Below are 18,262 nucleotides of genomic sequence, written 5' to 3'. Positions count from 1 at the left end.
GCAACGCCGCGCTCCCCGCCCCTCCCACGGGCGGGCGTCAGCGCTGCGGCACCATCGACTCGTCCTGGCCCCGGGTCCAGCTCACCCCGAGCCGCTGTTCGGTGAGGCGCCAGCCGTCGGCGCCGCGCCGGTAACCCCAGAGGTACGGGCCGCCCATGGCGAAGTGGTCGTCGGGCCGTTCGGCGTGCTGGACGGCGAGGAACCACATGTAGCCGTACCCGCGGGCCCGGTCGCCCGTCACCTCGAAGTACATGTTGAGGATGTGGTGCTGCATCGCGGGATAGCCGGTCTCGGCCTCCCGCACGCGCTCCAGGACGGCCTCCCGGCCACGCAGGGTGCCCCACGGCTCGAACTCGAACACCGCGTCCTCGGACCAGCAACTGATCCAGGCGTCCCAGTCCTTGAGGTCGAGCGCCCGCCACGCCCGGAGCATCAGGGTGCGCAGCGCCTGCTGGTCCTCCAGCTCGCCGAGACGGGCGAGGAGGCGGTCGTGGGCATCGGCGGGAATGCCGTCGGTCATGTCGGGCGGGTCCCTTCTCGGTTGCCGGGCACTTGCCCCCTGGCCGGGTCACGGTTCCGCGCCCCGGCGGGGGCACTGTGCCGCCAGCTTGTCGCGCCACCAACGCCCCGCTCCAGGACGGCTCTTGCCTGGTCGCCCCGCACCCCCTCTACGTCGGTGGCCGGCCTGTCCCGGCGGCTGTGCTCAGGTAGCCTGCTGTCCCGCGCCCGCGGGTCATGGACCAGGACGGTGAGGTGGTGGGGCATGGGCTCGTCGTCCTGGGCTGCCGAGCTGCTGAGCGGGCTCAGGCCGTGGTCCCGGGTGGTGCTGTTGGTTTGCCTGTGTGGTCTGGCAGTGCCGTTGTGGTTCGCAGCGCAGAACACGTACCGGTTCGTCGGTGGCCACCACACCAAGACCGAGGGGTACGTGCACTGCGAGTCGGGCGGTCCGTGCCGCGGCGCGTGGCGCCTGCCCGACGGGAAGCGCGGGGAGGGTGAGATCCGCGGTCTCCCCTTCGCGGCCGACGAGGAACTCCTGACGGACATACCGTTGTACGCGGGCCGGGACTGGGCCGTCGCCGACCGCTCCACTCTGCTGTCGGACGCGGCCTGGGAGTATGCCGGCACGGGCGTCGGAGCGGCCCTCACCTTGTGGATCGCCTGGAACCGGTCGTACAGCAGCGGTTCGCGCGACGACGAGAGTCGCCGGCGTCGTCACCGCGGCCACGCCTCCGCCGCCGCAGACGGTCACGCGCGCGGCAGGCGGAGTACATGACGTGGGCTGCGTGGGCGAGCCAGGGCAGGACGGGTCGGCGGTGCCTCAAGCGTCTCGAAGACCGTTACCGCACACCGACCCCGCCACTGTCTGAGACAGTGTCATCACTATGAGCAGTGAATCCCGCAGTGAGCTCGCCCCGACAGACGTCCCCGCGCCAACCGGCACCGGAACAGACCATGCCCCTGCCCCTCTCACCGTCGGGATCGAAGAAGAGTTCCTCCTGATCGAACCGGACAGCCGGACCCTCAGCCCACGCGGTCTTGAGCTGGTGGGCGAGGCAGCAGGTGATCTCGGTGACCGGGTAGGCCCGGAACTGACCCGATACCAGGTAGAACTGCGCACGGACCCGCACACCTGCCTGAAGGAAGCCGACGACCAGATCCGCGCCACCAGGACAGCGGCCGCCCGCGCCGCCGCCCGCCTGGGCCTGCGCATCGCCTCCACCGGCACCCCCGTCCTCGGCCGGACAGACCCCGTCCCGATCACACCCGGCACCCGCTACGCACGAAGCGCCGCCCACTTCCGCGCCCTGGACGATGAGCAGACCGTGTGCGCCTGCCACATCCACGTCGGCCTGCCTGACCCCCGCGACGCCGTCCATGTCAGCAACCGTCTGCGCCCCTGGCTGCCGGCCCTTACCGCCTTGAGTGCGAACTCCCCTTTCGAAGGCGGCCGGGACACCGGATACGCCAGCTGGCGCACCATGACCTGGGGACGCTGGCCGGTCTCCGGCCCGCCCCCCTACTTCGAATCACCCGCCCACTTCGACGACCTTGTCGGCACCCTCCTCGAAGCAGAAGCGCTCATCGACCGCGGCGGCCTGTACTGGGACATCCGCCCCTCCCACCACCTGCCCACCATCGAGGTCCGCGTCGCCGACGCCGCTCTCACCCCTCACGACACCCTTCTGCTTGCCGCCGTTGTCCGCGCCCTGACCGCCACCGCCCTCACCGCTCTCCGCGCCGCAGAGCCGGCCCCGCGCCCGGCACCCGAACTCCTCCGTGCGGCCTGTTGGCGCGCGGCACGCGACGGACTGGCCGGCCACGGCATCGACCCGCTGACCGGCCGCCTGGAACCCCAGACCGCACTCGTCGAGCGGCTGCTGCACACCATCACCCCGGCACTGCGCCGGCACGAGGACCTCGACCTGGTACGCGAGCAGTGGCAGCGCCTGCGCACCGAAGGAAGCGGCGCCGACCGCCAGCGCGCTGCCTTCCGTGGCCGCACCGACACCCATGACGTCGTCGACTTCGTCATCTCCGCCACTTGCGCGTTGTGAGCCGACAGCCTGACTCTCGCCCGTTCACGCGTCGGCTTCTTGCACCGCGAGTCAGTGCTGCGATCCGGATTCCGCCGCAGGCGACCCCTCCGGCGCCATGCCCCCGGTGACACCCAGCTCCTGGGTGCCTATCACGGACAGCAGCTCCAGTTGCTCGGCTCCGCGGGTTCCGGGTGGGGCGGTGAACCACAGCAGGCGCTGGCGGCCGTCCTCGCTGAGGAGGTTGTGGCAGTCGAGTTCGATGACGCCGAGCGTGGGATGGACGATCTTCTTGTGGTCCATGCGGCGCACCCCGACGTCGTGGGTGTCCCAGAGGGCCGCGAACTCCTCGCTGCGGCGGCGCAGCACGGCGATCATCCTCGTGACCTCCGGGTCCCGGCCGCGGCGGGCAGCCGCCGCCTGCAGGTCGGCCACGAACACCCGGGAGTGGCGCGGGTGGTCCTCGGACGGATACCTGTCGCGCGCCTGCGGGTCGGTGAACCAGCGGTACACGAAGCTCGCCGCCGGGCCGCGGCGTGCCGGGGACGGGCCGAGCAGGGCCAGGGCCAGGTCGTTCTCCGCCAGGGTTTCGTGCAGGTCGGTGATGACGCGCGCGGGGGTGTTGGACAGCCGGTCCAGCAGTCCGAGGAGCGCCGGCTGCACGTGGGTCGACGATCCGTGTGCCGATGGCGGGACCGGCCGTTCGGCCAGGTGGAACAGGTGGTCGCGCTCGTCGCCGTTCAGGCGCAGGGCCCGGGCGAGGGCGGCCAGGGTCTGGGCCGAGGGCTGTACGCCGTTCTTCGCGCTGCCGCGTTCCAGCTCGGTGTAGTAGTCGGCCGACAGTCCCGCCAGCTGGGCCACCTCCTCGCGGCGCAGCCCGGGGACGCGCCGGCGCGGGCCCTGGGGGAGACCGACCTCGGCCGGGCGGATGCGGTCGCGGCGCGTCCTGAGGAAGGCGCCGAGTTCTGGGAGGTTCACCCCTCCATGGTCACTCGCACGCCAGGCCGTAGCCAGGGGGTGGCATCCCCTGGGTGGACGCAGCCCTGGCTGGGGGGTGGAGGACCGGCCGATCGTGGAGCACGCAGCAGGGCGACGGCGAGACCGCGTCCCGATCACTTCCACCACAGGAGTCAGTCATGCCCGTCCCCACTTCCCCCGGCGGGAGCGCCACGCCGGCCCGCCCCTCCGCCCCACCCCGTGTCGCCGTCGTCACCGGCGGCTCGCGTGGCATCGGCCGCCGGACCGTCGGCCGGCTGGCCGCCGACGGCTACGCCGTCGTGGTCGGCTACGGCGGCAACCAGGACGAGGCCGAAGCAGCCGTGGAGGAGGCCGCCGACGGCGGCGGCCGGGCGATCGCGATGCGCGCCGACGTCGCCGACGAACACGCCGTCGCCGCCCTGTTCGACAGGGCCGAAGCGGAGTTCGGCGGCGTCGACGTCGTCGTGCACGCGGCCGGACGGATGCACCTGGCGCCGATCGCCGAGCTGGACCTGGCCGTCCTGGACGACCTGCACCGCACCAACGTACGCGGCACGTTCGTCGTCGCCCAGCAGGCCGCGCGCCGGGTGCGCCCCGGCGGCTCGATCGTGACCTTCTCCACGTCCGTGGTGGGGCTGGCCTTCCCGGGCTACGGCGCGTACGCCGCCGGCAAGGGCGCCGTCGAGGCAATGACGCTGATCCTGGCCCGGGAACTGCGCGGCCGGGACGTCACCGCCAACACCGTCGCGCCCGGCCCCACGGCCACCGACCTGTTCCTGGAAGGCAAGGACGAGGAGACCATCGCCCGCCTGGCCGCCCAGCCGCCCCTGGAGCGCCTCGGTACCCCGGCCGACATCGCCGAGGTCGTCGCGTTCCTGGCCTCCCCGGCCGGCCACTGGATCAACGGACAGGTCGTCCGCGCCAACGGCGGCATCATCTGAGCCGCCCGCGCCACCCGTAGCGATCGACGCCCGGCCCTCAGCCACGCCGCCCCGCCCGTGACACCCACTGAGAAAAGGAACAACCAGCCATGCCCTTCGCGAACTTCAAGGTCCCCGAGAAGACCCTCACCCCGCAGCAGAAGGAGGAGATCGTCACCCGCACCACCGAGCTGTACGTCGAGATCTACGGCGAGCGCGCCCGCGACAACACCATGGTGCTGGTCGAAGAGGTCGCCGACGGCGGCTGGGGCATCTCCGGCAACGTGCTGACCCTCGCCATGCTCGGCGAGGCGGCGGCAACTGCAGCGGCACCGACCGACACCGACGACGCCTGACCTCACGGGCCGTCGTCCGGCCGGGACACCACCACGAAGTCGAGGGCCGCCGCGGATCACACCCGGCGGCCCTCGACTGCGATGCCCCTCCGGACGGGGCACGGCCCCGAGCGTCCCCGGCGGACGAGTCGAGCGTGTCCGGCCGTCTCGGCTGTCGTTAGGTCGAGCATGATCAAGAAAATCGCCGGTCTGTCCGTCGTGGCCGCCGCCCTCCTCGCCGCTCCCGCCGCTCAGGCGGCCCCGCTGCCGCACCCGTCCGCCGGAGCTCCGGGAGCCCCGGGAGCGCCCTTCCTCAACAACCTGCTGGGAGCGCTGGAGATCGGCCACCCGGCCACCTCGCCGCAGTCGTTGCTCCCCGCGGGGCTCCTCGGCAGGTGAACGGATGACATGACGGATCGTGGGCCCGGGCGAGCAGCGCGAGCACAACAGCCTCGCCCGCGCCCACGCGAGGAGTGCCTCGGTGGGGGGCAGTAAGAGAAGGCGAAGTGGTCGCCACGGCTGACGGTGTGTCAGCCACGTACCGCAGTACCCGCGCCCCGGAGGGCCGGGACCGCGACGGGGTGTGTGCCGTGTCACGCACATCAATGTGCACCGGAGTTGTGTGCATCACAGCGCGAATGTCCCTTTATGGGTCATTCTCAATGCAGTTGCCCGCTCCCGAAGTGGAGCCTGCGGGCCCATTCTTGGGCACCCGGTTCGAGGGTGACCCATGGCACAGCACGCGTGACGTGCCCCGTCCTCCGTCCCTCCAGTTCGCCCCGATCCCTCCGGGAAGGTGCCGCACAATGGCCGCTTACCTCTGCCCTCCTGCCGTGATACACGGCGAGCACACCGTGAAGACCAGTCAGATCGTGGAAGAGGTGCGCGACCGCCACCCGAACGCGACGTGGGCGCCCCGGGTCGACGGCATCGCCGCCAGCACCGGCATAGACAGCCGTGGCTGGATGCTGCCCCTGGAGACGGCCGTCGCCCCCGGCAGCGGCAACGGGCTGCGCGCCGTCGGCGTCGAGCCGGCCCAAGAGGCGCTGGCCCGCGAGGGGTTCAGCGGCCAGGACGTGGACCGCGTGATCGCCGCCCTCGAGTCCGTACCCGGCCCGCAGACCGTGCAGGAGCGCACCGCCCCGGCCTGGGAGGCCGTGCAGGCGTACGGGGAGCGCGCCGCCCGTGGGGCCCTGCAGATCGCGGGCCTCGACGCCTCGGACGTCGACTGTCTGATAACCAGTCACTCCACCACCCCGGCGCTGCCCGGTCTGGACGTGGCCCTGGCCAATCGGCTCCCGCTCCGTGAAGACGTGATGCTGCTGCCGGCCACGCAGTGGGCCTGCATAGCGGGCACCCGCTCCCTGGCGCTTGCGGCGGACCTGGTGGCCGCGGACCCCGACCGGGTGGTCCTGGTCGTCATCTCCGAGGCGCTGAGCACGACCTACCAGCCCGCCGACGACACCCTCGAGTCCCTGATCGTCCGGCTGCTCTTTGCGGACACCGCGGTGGCCGCGGTGGTCACCGGCCGCCGGCGGCGCGAGTCGGTGCTGCGGCTGGACGCCGCCTGGCACCACACCCTGCCCGGCACCCAGGACCTGCACCGCCTGGAGACGCGGGCGGACGGCACCCACTTCGTGATGGACCGGCGGGGGCCGCGTGCCGTGCAGGAGACGGTCACCGCGATGTGGGAGTGGCTGCGCGTCCGCTACGAGGACCACCCCGGTTCGTGGCACCCCGACGTGCTGCTCGCGCACCCCGGCGGGACGCGGGTCCTGGAGTACATGGAGCAGACGATGCCCGAGGAGTGGCCGTCCGGCCTGCTGGACTACAGCCGGGACAGCTACACCAGCGGCAACCGCGGCGGTGCCGCCGTGTTCGACATCCTGCGGCGGGCGCACGACGCCGGGCTGCAGAAAGCCGGGAACCGGGCCGTCCTGTACGCGGCGGCGCCGGGCCTCACCGCCACCGCCCTCGACGGGGAGTGGTTGTAGGACACCGCGGCGCCGGTCATCGGGCGACCTCCGCCCAGACCACCTTCCCGGTGTCCGTCCACCGCACCCCCCACCGCGTGGTGAGCTTGTGCAGGATGCGCAGGCCACGTCCGCCGTCGTCGAACAGGTGGCCGCGTCGCAGCCGCGGTCTGCCGTTGCCGGTGTCACCGACCTCGCACAGCAGGCCGCGCCCGGTCCTGATCAGCCGCACCGTGATGGGCCCGGCCGCGAAGCGCACGGCGTTCGTGACCAGCTCGCTGACCAGCAGCAGCACGTTGTCCCGGGTGTCGTCCCTGACCTGCCACCGCCGCAGCAGCGCCGACACCTGGACCCGCGCCCGGGCCGGGGCGTCGTAGCGGGCGGGCAGCCGCCAGGTCGCGGTGTCCCCCTTCCGGTAGCCGATCATGCGGGCCAGCAGCAGGGTCACGTCGTCGCGCTGGGGCACGGGGGCCACGGCGGACACGACGTGCCGGGCGGCCTGCTGCAGGGCGTCCCAGGGGTGCACCGTGGCCGCGGCGGCCGCCAGACCGGCGATGCCCTCGTCGATCGGCACGGCCGGGTCCTCCACCAGGCCGTCGGTGTACAGGGCGAGCACGGAGCCCGGGGGCGCGGCGAAGGTGTGCACGTCGTACGGTTCGCGCAGCGCGAACTCGGCGCCCAGGCCGGGGTGCGGGCGGACGGAGAGCGGGCCCGCGTGCCCGTCCGGCGTGACCAGGACCGGCGGCAGGTGGCCGGCGCTGGACAGGGTCACCTGGTGGCTGACCGGGTCGTACAGGGCGATGCAGCAGGTCGACCCCAGGGCGCTGTAGCCGGCCGTCAGCCCGGACTCGGTGTCGTCCAGCAGTGACACGGTCTCGTCCAGGTGCTCCAGCACCTCGTCGGGCGCCAGCCCCGCGGACAGCAGGGCCCGGGCCTCCATGCTGAGCTGGCCCATGGTCGCTGCGGCGCCCAGGCCGTGCCCGACGACGTCACCGACGACCAGTGCGGTGCGGCCGTCCGGCAGCGGGAAGCTGTTCACCCAGTCGCCGCCGACGCCCGCGCTGTCGGGTGTCGCTGGCTGGTAGACGCTGGCGATCTCGATGGTGTCGCCGCCGGCCCGGGGCAGCAGCCGGCGCTGGAGGGCCAGCACCTGGGTGTGCTCGCGCTGGTGCTGCCGGGCCAGGTCGACGTCGTGGGCGGTCCGCGCCACCAGTTCCTGCAGGTCGAACAGCTCGCTGTCGCGGAAGGGGTGGTCCGAGCGCCGCCAGACCTCCGCCACGCCCAGGACCACGGGCGGCGTGCCGTCCAGGACCAACGGGATGCAGGCGACGCAGGCCGAGCGGTCCCCGGGCACCAGGGCGCGCACGGTCCGTGGACTGCCGAGGACCCGCTCGACCGCCTCCCGGTCGGGGAGGACGACGGTCTGCGGGGTGTCGTCCCGCAGCACCGCCTGCGCCAGCAGGCGACTGGCGTCGCCGGGCAGGTCGTCGCCCGGGGTCACGTACCCCTCGGGCCACACCCGGTCGGGCACCAGGGCCGCCCGCCGCAGCCGGATGCGCCCCTGCGGCTGCCCGGCGACCCCCTCGCCCGTCCAGACCGCGAAGTCGAGGTCGACGGCGGCCACGTCTCCCCAGGCCAGCAGGGAGTGCGCCAGCGACTGCGCGGTCTCGCCGATGTCCAGCGAGGTGCCGATCGCCGTCTCGGCGGCGTACAGGTGCAGCCTCCTGGCCATGGCGATCACGGAGACGGTCAGGCCCTCCTCGGTCGCCGCCGCGGGCAGGATGCTCATCGAGACCACCAGCTCCGACCCGTCGGTGCGCCGCAGCCGCTGGATGCGGGCGACGTGCGCCTCACCGCTGTCCACCACCTGCCGCAGCCGCCGGGTGACCGTCGGTACGTCCCTCTCCGGCAGGAGGTCGACGAAGGGCCTGCCCACCCTGGCGTCCAGGCCGTCGAACACCGGCGCGTCCAGGTTGCAGCGGGTGATGACCAGGTCCCGGTTCAGGTTGACCGCGCCGAGGATCTGCTCCTGGTGGCCGGCCGCCAGGTCGTCCGGGGCGGGCCGGCGCGGGCCGTGCTCCCCTGGCGCGTCGCCGCCGGCCCCGCCACCGCCGGCCGCAGCCGTCCCGCCGCGCGGGAGGTAGCGGCCCAGGGCGCTGCTGACCAGGCCGAACGCGGAAGACGACGAAGAGGAGGGTGTGGAGTCCATACGGCTCTCTCGGCAGTCCCCGGCCCAGCGCCGGGGCCGTGATCGGTCCCGTGCGACGGGGCCCCGAGATCCCTGACCGCACATCTCATTCAATAACACCGGCGCTCACTTCGCCCACACCTGCGCTCCTCACCCGCCGGAAGCCCGCCGGAAGCCTGCCGGAAGCCTGCCGGAAGCCCGCCGGAAACCGCTGAAGCCCGCCCAAGGTGGCCGCGCATACGCGTGTCCGCCCGGTGGGTGCTGCACCGGACGGACACGCGGGTGATCAGCGGCGCACCGCGGGAGCGGCCGGTGCGGCCCTGCCGCCGGCCGCGGTCGGGGTGGCTGGGAGCGTCCAGTTCTGCGCACCCGTGCCGTTGCAGGTGTAGATCTGCAACTGGGTGCCGTCGGACGTGGCGGAGTTCGGGACGTCCAGGCACTTCCCGGACTGCGGGTTCACGAGGGAGCCGGCGGTCCCCGGCTTCCACTGCTGGGCGCCGGTGCCGTTGCAGCGGTAGAGCTGGACCATGGTGCCGTTCGCGGTACCGCTGTTGCTGACGTCCACACACTTGCCCAGCACGCGCAGGGTGCCGTCGGGGGCGATCGTCACGTCCTGGGCGTAGGTCTGGTTGCAGCCCCAGGTCTGGAGGTGCGTGCCGTCGCCGGTGCCCGAGTCGGCGACGTCGACACAGAGTTTCCCGCTGCCACCCGTCACACCGGAGGTGATCGGCCCGACACGCGGCGTCGCCGGGGCCGCGACGCCCCCGGAGTAGGAGGGCGGGGCGGCGGAGGCGGAGGAGGCCCACCCGGTGTTCGGTGCGGTGCCCAGCGTGTAGGTGAGGGTGCCGCCGGAGGTCAGGGCCGTGGCCGGCGCGTAGGCGTTGTTCCAGGCGTCCGCGTTCCAGGTCGCCGACTGGACATAGGGGGCGTCGTCGGCGGCCCCGGTGCCGTTGACGGTCAGCGTCCTGCCCGAGGGCAGGGTGACGACCGCCTGCGGGAAGACCGGCGACCCGAGGGCGAGGTCGGCCGTGCCCGGGGTCTGCGGGAACATGCCGAGCGCGGACCACACGTACCAGGCGCTCATCGCGCCGAGGTCGTCGTTGCCGTCGGCGAGCCCGCCCGGGGTGTCGGACCAGATCCGGTTCTGGATGGCCCGGACCGTGCCCTGCGTCTTGTACGGCGCCCCGGTGTAGTCGTACTCCCACGGCAGTTCGATGCTGGGCTCGTTGCCCACCCAGGCGTAGCCCCGGTCACCGGTGAAGCTGCGCAGCACGGTGTCGAGGTAGTGGTTCATGACGGTGTTGCCGCCCTTGGCCCGGGCGAGCCCGGCGATGTTGAACGGGATCATGCCCGTGTAGATCCACGAGTCGCCCTCCACCATGTCCGTGCCGCTGGTGGGGTCGAACCCGCCGGTCCACGACCCGTTGGCGTTGCGGGGCTCCACGAACCCGGAGGCGGGGTTGAGCACGTTGCGCCAGTCCTGCGCCCGGGCGGCGTACGTCTTCTGGTCGGCGCTGTCCCCGAGGGAGCCGGCCAGCGCGGACAGGGCGAAGTCGGCGGTGTTGTACTCCAGCGTGGTCGCCACCGGCCCGTAGAAGTTGCAGCAGCCGTAGCTGCCGTCGTGCGGCATCCAGCCGGGGGAGTTCAGGTAGGCCAGGCCCGGCCGGTCGTTGTTGGTCCTCGACGCCTGGGCGACCAGGGCCTGGAGCGTCTCGGCGGTGTCGAACCCGCGGGCGCCGAAGGCGTAGTAGTCGGCGATGATGGCGGCGGCGGGGTCACCGACCATGACGTACGACTCGCCGTTGTACTCCGACCACTTGGGGAAGAGGCCGGTCTGGCGGTAGTCGTCGAGCATCGACTGCGCCGTGTCGGAGGCCACCTGCGGGTCGACCAGCGCCTCCAGCTGCGCCTGGGAGCGGTAGATGTCCCACCCGGAGTAGTTGCCGTACACGGCTTGGTGACCGGGGTCGACGGTGTGCGTGCGGCCGTCGAACCCCGCGTACTGCCCGTTGGTGTCGCTGACGATGTTCGGGTGCAGCAGCGAGTGGTAGAGCGCGGTGTAGAACATCCGCTGGTGGGCCACTGTGCCGCCGCCGATCTGGATCTTGCCCAGTTCCGCGTTCCACGCGTTCTGGGCGGCAGCACGGGTGGCGTCGAAGTCCCAGCCCGCGTTCTCCGCGGCCCGGTTGGCGGCAGCGTTGGCGACGGAGACGTAGCTGATGCCGACCTTCGCCTGCACGGTCGGGTGGGCGGTCGCGTCGAACGTGACGTACCCGTTCTGAACGGCGGCTTGGGGTGTTCCTGCGGCGGCAGGGGAGGGGGCCCTGCCGGGAGCGGATGCCTGACTTCCGTGCAGTACTGGCCTGTTGGGCCTCTCCACGGCTGTCGGGCGCGCGCCGTGGACGGTCGGCCGGCGGAGGGTGGACGTGGCCGCGGGGGTGCCGCTGCTCTTGAACGGCTGGTCGAAGACCATGTCGAAGTAGACGGTGTAGGTGTTGCCCGCGCCGCAGAAGTGCCCGCTGGTGACCTGCCCGCTGACCTCGGTGGGCGAGACCACGGTGAACTGGGTGTTGGTGGCCCCGTTCTGGCTGCCCGTCAACTTGAAGACGAGGTTGGCCTGGGTGGTGGACGGGAACGTGAAGCGCGCCATGCCGCTGCGCTTCGTGGCGGTCAGCTCGGTGGTGACCTTGTTGTCCAGCGCCACCTTGTACGTACCGGCGGAGGCGGTCTCATCGGCGTGCGAGAAGCTGTCGGTCGCCGAGGTGCTGACGGCGCCGACGGTCGGGAGCACCGGGACGTCGGCGGCGGCGCCGCAACCGGGGCCCGCGATGTGGGTCAGGCTGAAGCCGGTGATCGACGTGTCGTTGTACTCGTACCCGCCGCCCGGGGGCCGCGAGGGGGTGTCGGGGCTCCACTGCACCATGCCGAACGGCACGTCGGCGCCGGGGAAGTCGTTGGCCTCGTTCGACGTCCCGATGAACGGGTCGACGAGCGCGGCGGGCGCGGTCACCAGGGACGCGGAGGCGGGTGCCGCCGCCGCGGCGGGCGCGACGAGGAAGGTCGCGGCGACAGCGGTCGCCGCCAGCAGCCCGATGCCCAGGGCCGCGGGTGGACGGGGGGAGGGTCTCATGTCCGTCGTGCTCCTTGTGCTCGTGTCCGGCTGGTCCGGGACCGGCGGGCAGCGTGTGGGACAGGACTGTGCGGGGGGTGCGGGGGCGGCTCTGACAACGTTGTCTACCGACCGCGTGAACCGGATGCCGAGAGGGGCGGATCCTGGTGTGTTCGGCGCACGGCGGGGCGGTCGGATATACCGGGGCGGGGCGCGTGCTCCCCGGGACCGTAGAGCGGTTTACAGGTTCACGTCAAGGATGTGGGCGGGCCATGAAACAACAGCCCGTCTCCGCCGATCAAGCTCTCGGCGCGTCAATGGAGTTGCTCAGGGGCCGTGGCTCAGGGATAGGTTCGTGACCATGGACGAGATGGACCTGCTCAAGCGTTCCGGTGGTCCCGTGACGCGAAGCCGCATCAGCCGTGACCTGGCTGCCCTCGGCCTCGGGGACGGCGACGTCGTCATGTTCCACACTCGTATGTCCGCCCTCGGCTACGTGGCGGGCGGACCGCAGACCGTCATCGGCGCCCTCCAGGACGTCGTGGGAACGCGGGGCACCCTGATGGTGACCTGCGGCTGGAACGACGCGCCCCCCTACGACTTCGTCACCTGGCCACAGGACTGGCAGGACGCCCTGCGCGCGGAACATCCCGCCTACGACCCGGACCTCAGCGAGGCCGACCACAACAACGGCCGCCTCCCGGAAGCGCTGCGCCGCCGGCCCGGAGCCGTCCGCAGCCGACACCCGGACGTCAGCTTCGCGGCCCTGGGAGCAGCGGCGGCCGAGTTGATGGCCGACCACCCCTGGGACGACCCCCACGGCCCCGACAGTCCCCTCGCCCGGCTGACCGCCCACGGCGGCCGGGTCCTGCTGCTCGGCGCTCCGCTGGACACCATGACGCTGTTGCACCACGCCGAGGCGCTGGCCGAGGCCCCCGGCAAGCGGTTCGTGGAGTACGAACAGCCCCTCCTCGTGCGAGGCGAGCGGGTGTGGCGCCGTTTCCACGACATCGATTCCGAGGACGGGGCCTTCGACTACTCGGCCGTGGTGCCCGAGGGCGCGGAGCCGTTCGACGTCATCGCCCGGGACATGCTTGCCGCGGGAATCGGCCGCCGGGGCAGCGTCGGCGCTGCCGACAGCCATCTGTTCGAGGCCGCGGACGTCGTCGACTTCGCGACCGCCTGGATCGAGGACAGGCTGAGCAGGTAGCGGCCCACCTGGACCAACTGCGCGCGCACCTGGCCGGCTCCGGCCGCTCCTTGACCGACATCCGGGCCGTGCTCCTGACCCACGGGCATCCCGACCACACCGGGCTGGCCCACACCCTCCAGCAGGCCGGCGCCGACGTCTGGGTCCACGAGAGCGACGCCGCGATCCTGCGCGACGGCCCGCGCAGCGCCCTGCGCCACGCCAAGCCGGAACGCTCGATGCTGCCCTACCTCCTGCGCCGGCCCGCAGCGATCGCCACCCCGCTGCGCCTGGCCCGTGCGGGGGCCTTCACCGCCCCCGCCACCCCCGGCGTGCGGGCCTTCGGCGACGACCAGCGGCTCGACGAGGTCCCCGGCGCGCCGCGGGCCGTCGCGCTGCCCGCCCACACCCCGGGCAGCACCGGCTACCTCTTCCCCGCACGCGGGCTGCTCTTCACCGGCGACGCCCTGGTCACCCATGACGGCCTGACCGGACACACCGGACCCACCCTGGTCTGCGGCGGCTTCACCCACGACAGCCGCTCCGCCCTGACCCCCCTCGACCGGCTCGACCGGCTCGACCACCTCACCGACGCGACCCTGCTCCTGCCCGGCCACGGCGGACCCGTCACCGGCGATCCCCGCACCGTCTCCCACCGGGCCCGCCAGGCCGGTTCGCGCCGAGTTCGCACGGACGCCGTCGGCCGACGCCCCGTCGGTCCCGGGTCACCCCGCTGACGCGGCCCTCAGGTGCGCACCACGAAGTACAGCCAGCCGCCCCACGTGCTCACGTTGCCCAGGTCCTTCGTGGAGCGCTCGTACTCGGAGCGGACCCGGAACTTCTGGTTGAGGGCGTTGGTGAGGCTGAGCTGGGCCTTCGCGCTGCTGGTGGACGACAGGGCGTAGCAGCCCGACGTGGTGAGCGTGTGCCAGGCGCCGCTGTAGTACTGCTGGACCTGGAAGCGCTCGCACTGGCCGGCCTTGTTCGGCGTGACGGTCGCGGTCACCGTGGGCTTCACCGTCTTGTGGAAGACGCGGTAGCTGACGCCGCTGTACGTGGCGCCGGCGTAGGAGCCGCTGAGCGCCGTCGCGATCTTCACATAGCCGTTGACGGCGCGGGTGGCCGTCGCGGGCGCGTAGCGGTGGTCGCCCGCGAAGGACGCGGTGAAGGTGGTGTTGCGGGTGACCTTGTAGGTCGCACGCAGGTTGCCGTTCGCGTCCACGGTGCCCGTCGTGACGAGGGTCTTCGTGCCCCCGTAGGGCGTGGCGTGGATCGACACCGTGCGGCCGTTGTACGTCGTGCCGAGGTGCGCGGTGACGGTGGCCGTCGCGCCGTAGGCGTAGGAGGGGGCGCTGCTGGTGACGGTCAGTGCGGTCGCCGCGCGGGACACCTGGACGGTGGCGACCGCGGTGGCCGACTTGTGGCCGGCGTCGCCGGGGAAGGTCACCGTGTAGGTGTTGGCACCGCCGGTGTCCGGGGTGTCCTTCACCGTGATCGTGCCGTCGGCGGCCACCGGTGCCGTCCAGGTCACCGGGGTGGTGTGGGCGGCGTCCTTGCGGGAGACGGTGACGGTCCGCCCGGCGGCGTACGGGCCGTCACCGAGCTTGCCGCCGAAGGACAGGGCGGCACCTCGGGTGGCGTTCGTCGGCGCGTTCAGCGTCAGCGCCGGCGCGTACGGGGCGACCACGAAGCTCATGCCGCTCTCGGACGGCTGGTGGGTGGTGTCACCGGCGTAGGTGAAAATGTACGTGAAGGTGCCGGCGGCGCCCGGGGCGTCGGTGACGGTGAAGCGGAGGGTGGCCGGGTCCACGGGCACGGACCCGAGCGGCACGGTCTGCTGGGTGGCCTCGTCGCGCCGGGCCACCCGCACGGTGGTGCCCTGCGGGAAGGTGCCGAGGCCCAGCTGGGACGAGAGCCGGCCGGTGAACACGACCGAGCCGGGGCTCGCCGAGGCGATGTCGGTGCCCACGACATCGGTCGGGAGCTTCGCCACGTGCACGGTCAGCGACGCCGTCGCGGGGCGGTGGGTGGCGTCACCGGGGTACGCGACCTGGTAGGTGTACGCGCCTTCGTCCTGCCGGACGTCGGTGAAGGCGAACGTGCCGTCGGCGCCGAGCGTGACGTCGGGCAGGGCGGTGCCGTCGCGGGTGACCTTCAACGCGGCCCCCGCCGGCAGGAGGCCGCGGGTGCTCATCGAGCCACCGACCGAGAAGCGCTCGGTCGGCACCGCGTACTGCGGCAGTCCGAGGGCCAGTTCGGTGTCCGTCAGTTTGGGGGCGTCCAGCACGTTCAGGCGGTAGACACCCGAGGCGTCCTTGGTGACGGCGTAGAGGGTCGTGCCGTCGGCGCCCCACTCCAGGCCGTCCGGGGCGACCTCGCCCGACGGCAGGGTCAGGTGGTTCTCGGCGAGGTTGTTCGTGCCGGCGTACAGGTAGACGCCGGAGGCGCCGGCCACGGCGACCGTGCCGTCGGTGTCCACGGCCACGGAGCCGGGTGCGGAACCGGACCCGCCCGTGAAGTACGCGGCGGGGTCCGCGGCCGCGAGGTCCGTGCTGCGGTAGGCGCGCAGGGCGAGCTGTTGCGGGGCGGCCAGCAGCAGCCGCTTCCCGTCGCCGGTGACGGCGAGCCCGGTCGCCGTGCCGCCGTAGACCAGGGTGTCGGCCTCGGGGGACGCGGTGCCCGAGGTGATGCCGAAGGTCGCGACGTGACTGAGGCTGCCCTGCGGTTCCTCGGCCGCGAGCACGTCGCCGCCCGTGGCGAGCAGCGGCGCGGCCGTCCACTGCGACAGGGCCGGCTGCGGGGTCGCCGCGGGGGCGGGCGCGGACGGGTCGATCGAGCCGATGCCGCCCTTGCCGGCGGCCGAATAGCCGTACCAGACGCGGCCACCGGCCACCGCCACGGAGACGGGGGAGCTGCCCGCGCCCGTGGACCAGCGGGCGGTCTCCGCCAGGGTCGCGGTGTCGATCGCGACGATCGCGCCGCCGTCCGGGAGCGCCGCGTAGAGCGTGCCGCCGTCGGGCGACAGCGCCAGACCGCTGGCGCCCTGTTCACCCGCGAGGGTGGTGACCGGCGTGCCGGACAGGTCCGTCACGAGGATGCCGGTCGAACCGGCGCCCTGGCTGATGAAGACGTGCTGGTGGGCGCGGTCGACCACCAGGTGGGCGTACCCGGACAGCGGCAGCGTGGCCACGTCGTCGGCGTGGGCGACGGTGCCGACGGTGGCGGTGGTCAGGCCGGCCACGACCGAGAGGGCCGCGACCAGGGAGACCTGCTTGAGGCGCATGAGGCTCCTGTGCAAAAACGGAACGAGCAGCCGGACGATAACCCGACCGTCCGGCCCGCTCCGCAGCGGGGCCCTTGCGGGTGGCACCGGAGCCCAGGTCAGGGCGTCGACAGGTCGAACCGCGTGACGCGGACCGCGCCACCGAGCGCCTGGGTGGCGTAGTTGAACAGGGCGAAGCGGTAGCCCATGAAGAACCGCCAGTCGTTGCCCAGCGGGAACGCCGGCCCCAGGCGGGTGAAGGTGGTGCCGTCGAGGCTGTAGGAGAAGGTCGCGGACCGCACCGCGCCGGGCCGGATGTCCGCGGTCGCCCGCAGCCAGACGCTGCTGCCCGTCACGCTCGCGCTCGCGACCTCGCTACCGGTCCCGGTCGTGTTCCAACTGCTGTCCATCGTGAGGCCGTTGGTCATCACCAGACGGGTCGCGTCGCCGTCGCGCCGGACACCGATCCACGCGGAGGAGTCGCGCAGCAGCGCCAGTCCGGCCCGGTCCCCGTTGCGCATCGCCGAGTGGTCGAGCTGGACGGTGGCCGTCGAGGTGGGGCCCTGGATGCGGTGGGTGAGTGTGTTGCGGGCCCAGTACAGGTCGTTGGTGACGGTAGCGGTCCGCAGGGTCAGGCCGTTGCCGACGGACCACCTGGTGTTGTCCGGGTTGTGGTTCCACTCCCACCGGGGTTTCAGGGCCGTGCCGTCGAAGGTGTCGGTCCCGATCATGGGAGTGACCTGGCGGGGCGGAGCGGGCACGGCCGGGCTCGGGTAGGACGTCCCCCAGGCGCCGTTCACGAGCTGCACCACGGGCCAGCCGTCCGCGGTCCAGGTGACCGGTGCCAGGACGGGCACCCGGCCACCTGGGTACGCGTCCACGAACGCCAGGTAGTACCAGGCGCCGCCCTGGGTCTGCACCAGCCCTCCCTGGTGCGGGACGCCCCCGCCGGGGACCGGCCCGCGCAGGTCGAGCAGGACCTGGCGCAGGGTGTACGGGCCGAAGGGGCCGCCGGACGACTTCAGGACGTACTGCCCGTTCGCGGGGCGGGTGAGGAAGATGTAGTACTGCCCGTTGATCCGGTAGAAGCGCGAGCCCTCCAGGGTGCCGACGCTCGACGGCGTGGTGAACACCTGCTGCGTGCGGACCTGGCTGCGTCCGTCGGGCGAGAGCTGGGCCACGCTGATGGTGGTGTTGCCGTACGCCACGTACAGGGTGTCGTCGGTGTCGACGAGCAGCCCGGCGTCGTAGTAGGGGGTGCCGATCGTCGTCAGCCTGCTCCACGGCCCCTCGGCCGCGGTGGCGGTGTAGACGTACGTCCTGGCGAAGTCGATCTGCCCGAGCCAGTAGAAGGTCCGGTTGCTGGGGCGGTACGCCAGCGACGACGCCCACACGCCCCGGACGTAACCCCGGGCGCCGTTCAGGTCGTACTTGGCCCCGAAGTCCAGGACGGGCACCGAGTGACCCGCGATCTCCCAGTTGACCAGGTCGTACGAGCGCAGGACGGGGGCGCCCGGCGAGTAGTGCATCGTCGAGGCCGAGGCGTAGTAGGTGGCGCCGACGCGGATCACGTCGATGTCCGCGAAGTCCTGCCAGATCACCGGGTTGGTGTACTGCGCGGCCAACGCCGCTTCCTCCAGGCCGGCGGGCGAGGCGGCGGCGCGGCCGGCTCCGCCCAGCGGGAGCAGGGCGCCGGTGACCAGGCCCGACGCTGCGGCGAGTGCCTGGCGGCGATTCGGTTGCTGATGAGGCCATGACATGCCCATGGGCGTCG

14 protein-coding genes are annotated in these 18,262 nt (G+C 72.6%); 8 read left to right on the top strand and 6 right to left on the bottom strand.

Features of this window, described 5'->3' with window-relative positions; all coding sequences use genetic code 11:
• Positions 1-37 precede the first annotated feature (37 nt).
• Positions 38-520, bottom strand: coding sequence for a nuclear transport factor 2 family protein (locus AQJ30_RS33805; protein WP_067241479.1), 483 nt, complete (start codon positions 518-520; stop codon positions 38-40).
• 243 nt (positions 521-763) lie between these two features.
• On the opposite strand from AQJ30_RS33805, the gene AQJ30_RS33800 reads away from it, so the two are divergent.
• A complete protein-coding gene (locus AQJ30_RS33800; RefSeq protein WP_067241474.1) occupies positions 764-1,273 on the top strand; it encodes a hypothetical protein in 510 nt (169 codons plus the stop codon).
• Between the two features lie 205 nt (positions 1,274-1,478).
• Positions 1,479-2,555, top strand: a complete 1,077-nt coding sequence (locus AQJ30_RS33795; protein ID WP_067241549.1) for a carboxylate-amine ligase — start codon at positions 1,479-1,481, stop codon at positions 2,553-2,555.
• 51 nt (positions 2,556-2,606) lie between these two features.
• Here AQJ30_RS33795 and AQJ30_RS33790 read toward each other — a convergent pair whose 3' ends face one another.
• Positions 2,607-3,512, bottom strand: coding sequence for a helix-turn-helix transcriptional regulator (locus AQJ30_RS33790; protein WP_067241473.1), 906 nt, complete (start codon positions 3,510-3,512; stop codon positions 2,607-2,609).
• 158 nt (positions 3,513-3,670) lie between these two features.
• Between AQJ30_RS33790 and AQJ30_RS33785 the strand changes: the two genes are divergently transcribed.
• The 4 genes from AQJ30_RS33785 (at position 3,671) to AQJ30_RS33770 (ending at position 6,761) form a co-directional block, all read left to right on the top strand.
• On the top strand, positions 3,671-4,453 hold the full coding sequence (locus tag AQJ30_RS33785) for an SDR family oxidoreductase (RefSeq protein WP_067241471.1): 783 nt from the start codon (positions 3,671-3,673) through the stop codon (positions 4,451-4,453).
• Between the two features lie 89 nt (positions 4,454-4,542).
• Positions 4,543-4,788, top strand: coding sequence for a tautomerase family protein (locus AQJ30_RS33780; RefSeq protein WP_067241470.1), 246 nt, complete (start codon positions 4,543-4,545; stop codon positions 4,786-4,788).
• 168 nt (positions 4,789-4,956) lie between these two features.
• Positions 4,957-5,166 (top strand): hypothetical protein, encoded by a 210-nt coding sequence (locus tag AQJ30_RS33775; RefSeq protein ID WP_067241469.1) that lies wholly within the window; start codon positions 4,957-4,959, stop codon positions 5,164-5,166.
• Positions 5,167-5,573: 407 nt separating this feature from the next.
• Complete coding sequence (locus tag AQJ30_RS33770; RefSeq protein WP_067241468.1) at positions 5,574-6,761, top strand: beta-ketoacyl-[acyl-carrier-protein] synthase family protein; 1,188 nt, start codon at positions 5,574-5,576, stop codon at positions 6,759-6,761.
• Positions 6,762-6,777: 16 nt separating this feature from the next.
• Here the strand turns inward: AQJ30_RS33770 and AQJ30_RS33765 are convergent, their stop codons facing one another.
• Positions 6,778-8,949 carry an ATP-binding SpoIIE family protein phosphatase gene (locus AQJ30_RS33765; RefSeq protein WP_067241466.1) on the bottom strand — a complete coding sequence of 724 codons (2,172 nt, stop codon included), beginning with the start codon at positions 8,947-8,949 and terminating at the stop codon, positions 6,778-6,780.
• A 265-nt stretch (positions 8,950-9,214) separates the two neighbouring features.
• Entirely contained in the window at positions 9,215-12,058 is a 2,844-nt protein-coding gene (locus AQJ30_RS33760) for a lectin (RefSeq protein WP_079084480.1), read from the bottom strand.
• 340 nt (positions 12,059-12,398) lie between these two features.
• Between AQJ30_RS33760 and aac(3) the strand changes: the two genes are divergently transcribed.
• Complete coding sequence (gene aac(3), locus AQJ30_RS33755) at positions 12,399-13,247, top strand: aminoglycoside 3-N-acetyltransferase (RefSeq protein ID WP_067241544.1); 849 nt, start codon at positions 12,399-12,401, stop codon at positions 13,245-13,247.
• Complete coding sequence (locus AQJ30_RS33750) at positions 13,220-13,963, top strand: MBL fold metallo-hydrolase (protein ID WP_067241546.1); 744 nt, start codon at positions 13,220-13,222, stop codon at positions 13,961-13,963. The genes aac(3) and AQJ30_RS33750 overlap by 28 nt, the downstream gene beginning before the upstream one ends.
• A gap of 8 nt (positions 13,964-13,971) precedes the next feature.
• Here the strand turns inward: AQJ30_RS33750 and AQJ30_RS33745 are convergent, their stop codons facing one another.
• Both AQJ30_RS33745 and AQJ30_RS33740 read right to left on the bottom strand, forming a co-directional pair.
• Positions 13,972-16,509 carry a YncE family protein gene (locus AQJ30_RS33745; protein ID WP_067241464.1) on the bottom strand — a complete coding sequence of 846 codons (2,538 nt, stop codon included), beginning with the start codon at positions 16,507-16,509 and terminating at the stop codon, positions 13,972-13,974.
• 98 nt (positions 16,510-16,607) lie between these two features.
• Positions 16,608-18,254 carry a glycoside hydrolase family 43 protein gene (locus tag AQJ30_RS33740; RefSeq protein ID WP_067241461.1) on the bottom strand — a complete coding sequence of 549 codons (1,647 nt, stop codon included), beginning with the start codon at positions 18,252-18,254 and terminating at the stop codon, positions 16,608-16,610.
• Between the last annotated feature and the right edge of the window lie 8 nt (positions 18,255-18,262).

This window comes from Streptomyces longwoodensis, assembly GCF_001514125.1.
Classification (GTDB): Bacteria; Actinomycetota; Actinomycetes; order Streptomycetales; family Streptomycetaceae; genus Streptomyces; species Streptomyces longwoodensis.
The sequence above is the reverse complement of the archived record's forward strand: the minus strand, read 5'-3'. Positions and strand labels throughout refer to the sequence as shown.

Excerpts from the sequence above, each read along its gene's own strand:
- AQJ30_RS33805 (WP_067241479.1), bottom strand. The coding sequence starts at position 520 with ATGACCGACGGCATTCCCGCCGATGCCCACGACCGCCTCCTCGCCCGT.
- AQJ30_RS33800 (WP_067241474.1), top strand. The coding sequence starts at position 764 with ATGGGCTCGTCGTCCTGGGCTGCCGAGCTGCTGAGCGGGCTCAGGCCG.
- AQJ30_RS33785 (WP_067241471.1), top strand. The coding sequence starts at position 3,671 with ATGCCCGTCCCCACTTCCCCCGGCGGGAGCGCCACGCCGGCCCGCCCC.
- AQJ30_RS33780 (WP_067241470.1), top strand. The coding sequence starts at position 4,543 with ATGCCCTTCGCGAACTTCAAGGTCCCCGAGAAGACCCTCACCCCGCAG.
- AQJ30_RS33775 (WP_067241469.1), top strand. The coding sequence starts at position 4,957 with ATGATCAAGAAAATCGCCGGTCTGTCCGTCGTGGCCGCCGCCCTCCTC.
- AQJ30_RS33770 (WP_067241468.1), top strand. The coding sequence starts at position 5,574 with ATGGCCGCTTACCTCTGCCCTCCTGCCGTGATACACGGCGAGCACACC.
- AQJ30_RS33765 (WP_067241466.1), bottom strand. The coding sequence starts at position 8,949 with ATGGACTCCACACCCTCCTCTTCGTCGTCTTCCGCGTTCGGCCTGGTC.
- AQJ30_RS33760 (WP_079084480.1), bottom strand. The coding sequence starts at position 12,058 with ATGAGACCCTCCCCCCGTCCACCCGCGGCCCTGGGCATCGGGCTGCTG.
- AQJ30_RS33745 (WP_067241464.1), bottom strand. The coding sequence starts at position 16,509 with ATGCGCCTCAAGCAGGTCTCCCTGGTCGCGGCCCTCTCGGTCGTGGCC.
- AQJ30_RS33740 (WP_067241461.1), bottom strand. The coding sequence starts at position 18,254 with ATGGGCATGTCATGGCCTCATCAGCAACCGAATCGCCGCCAGGCACTC.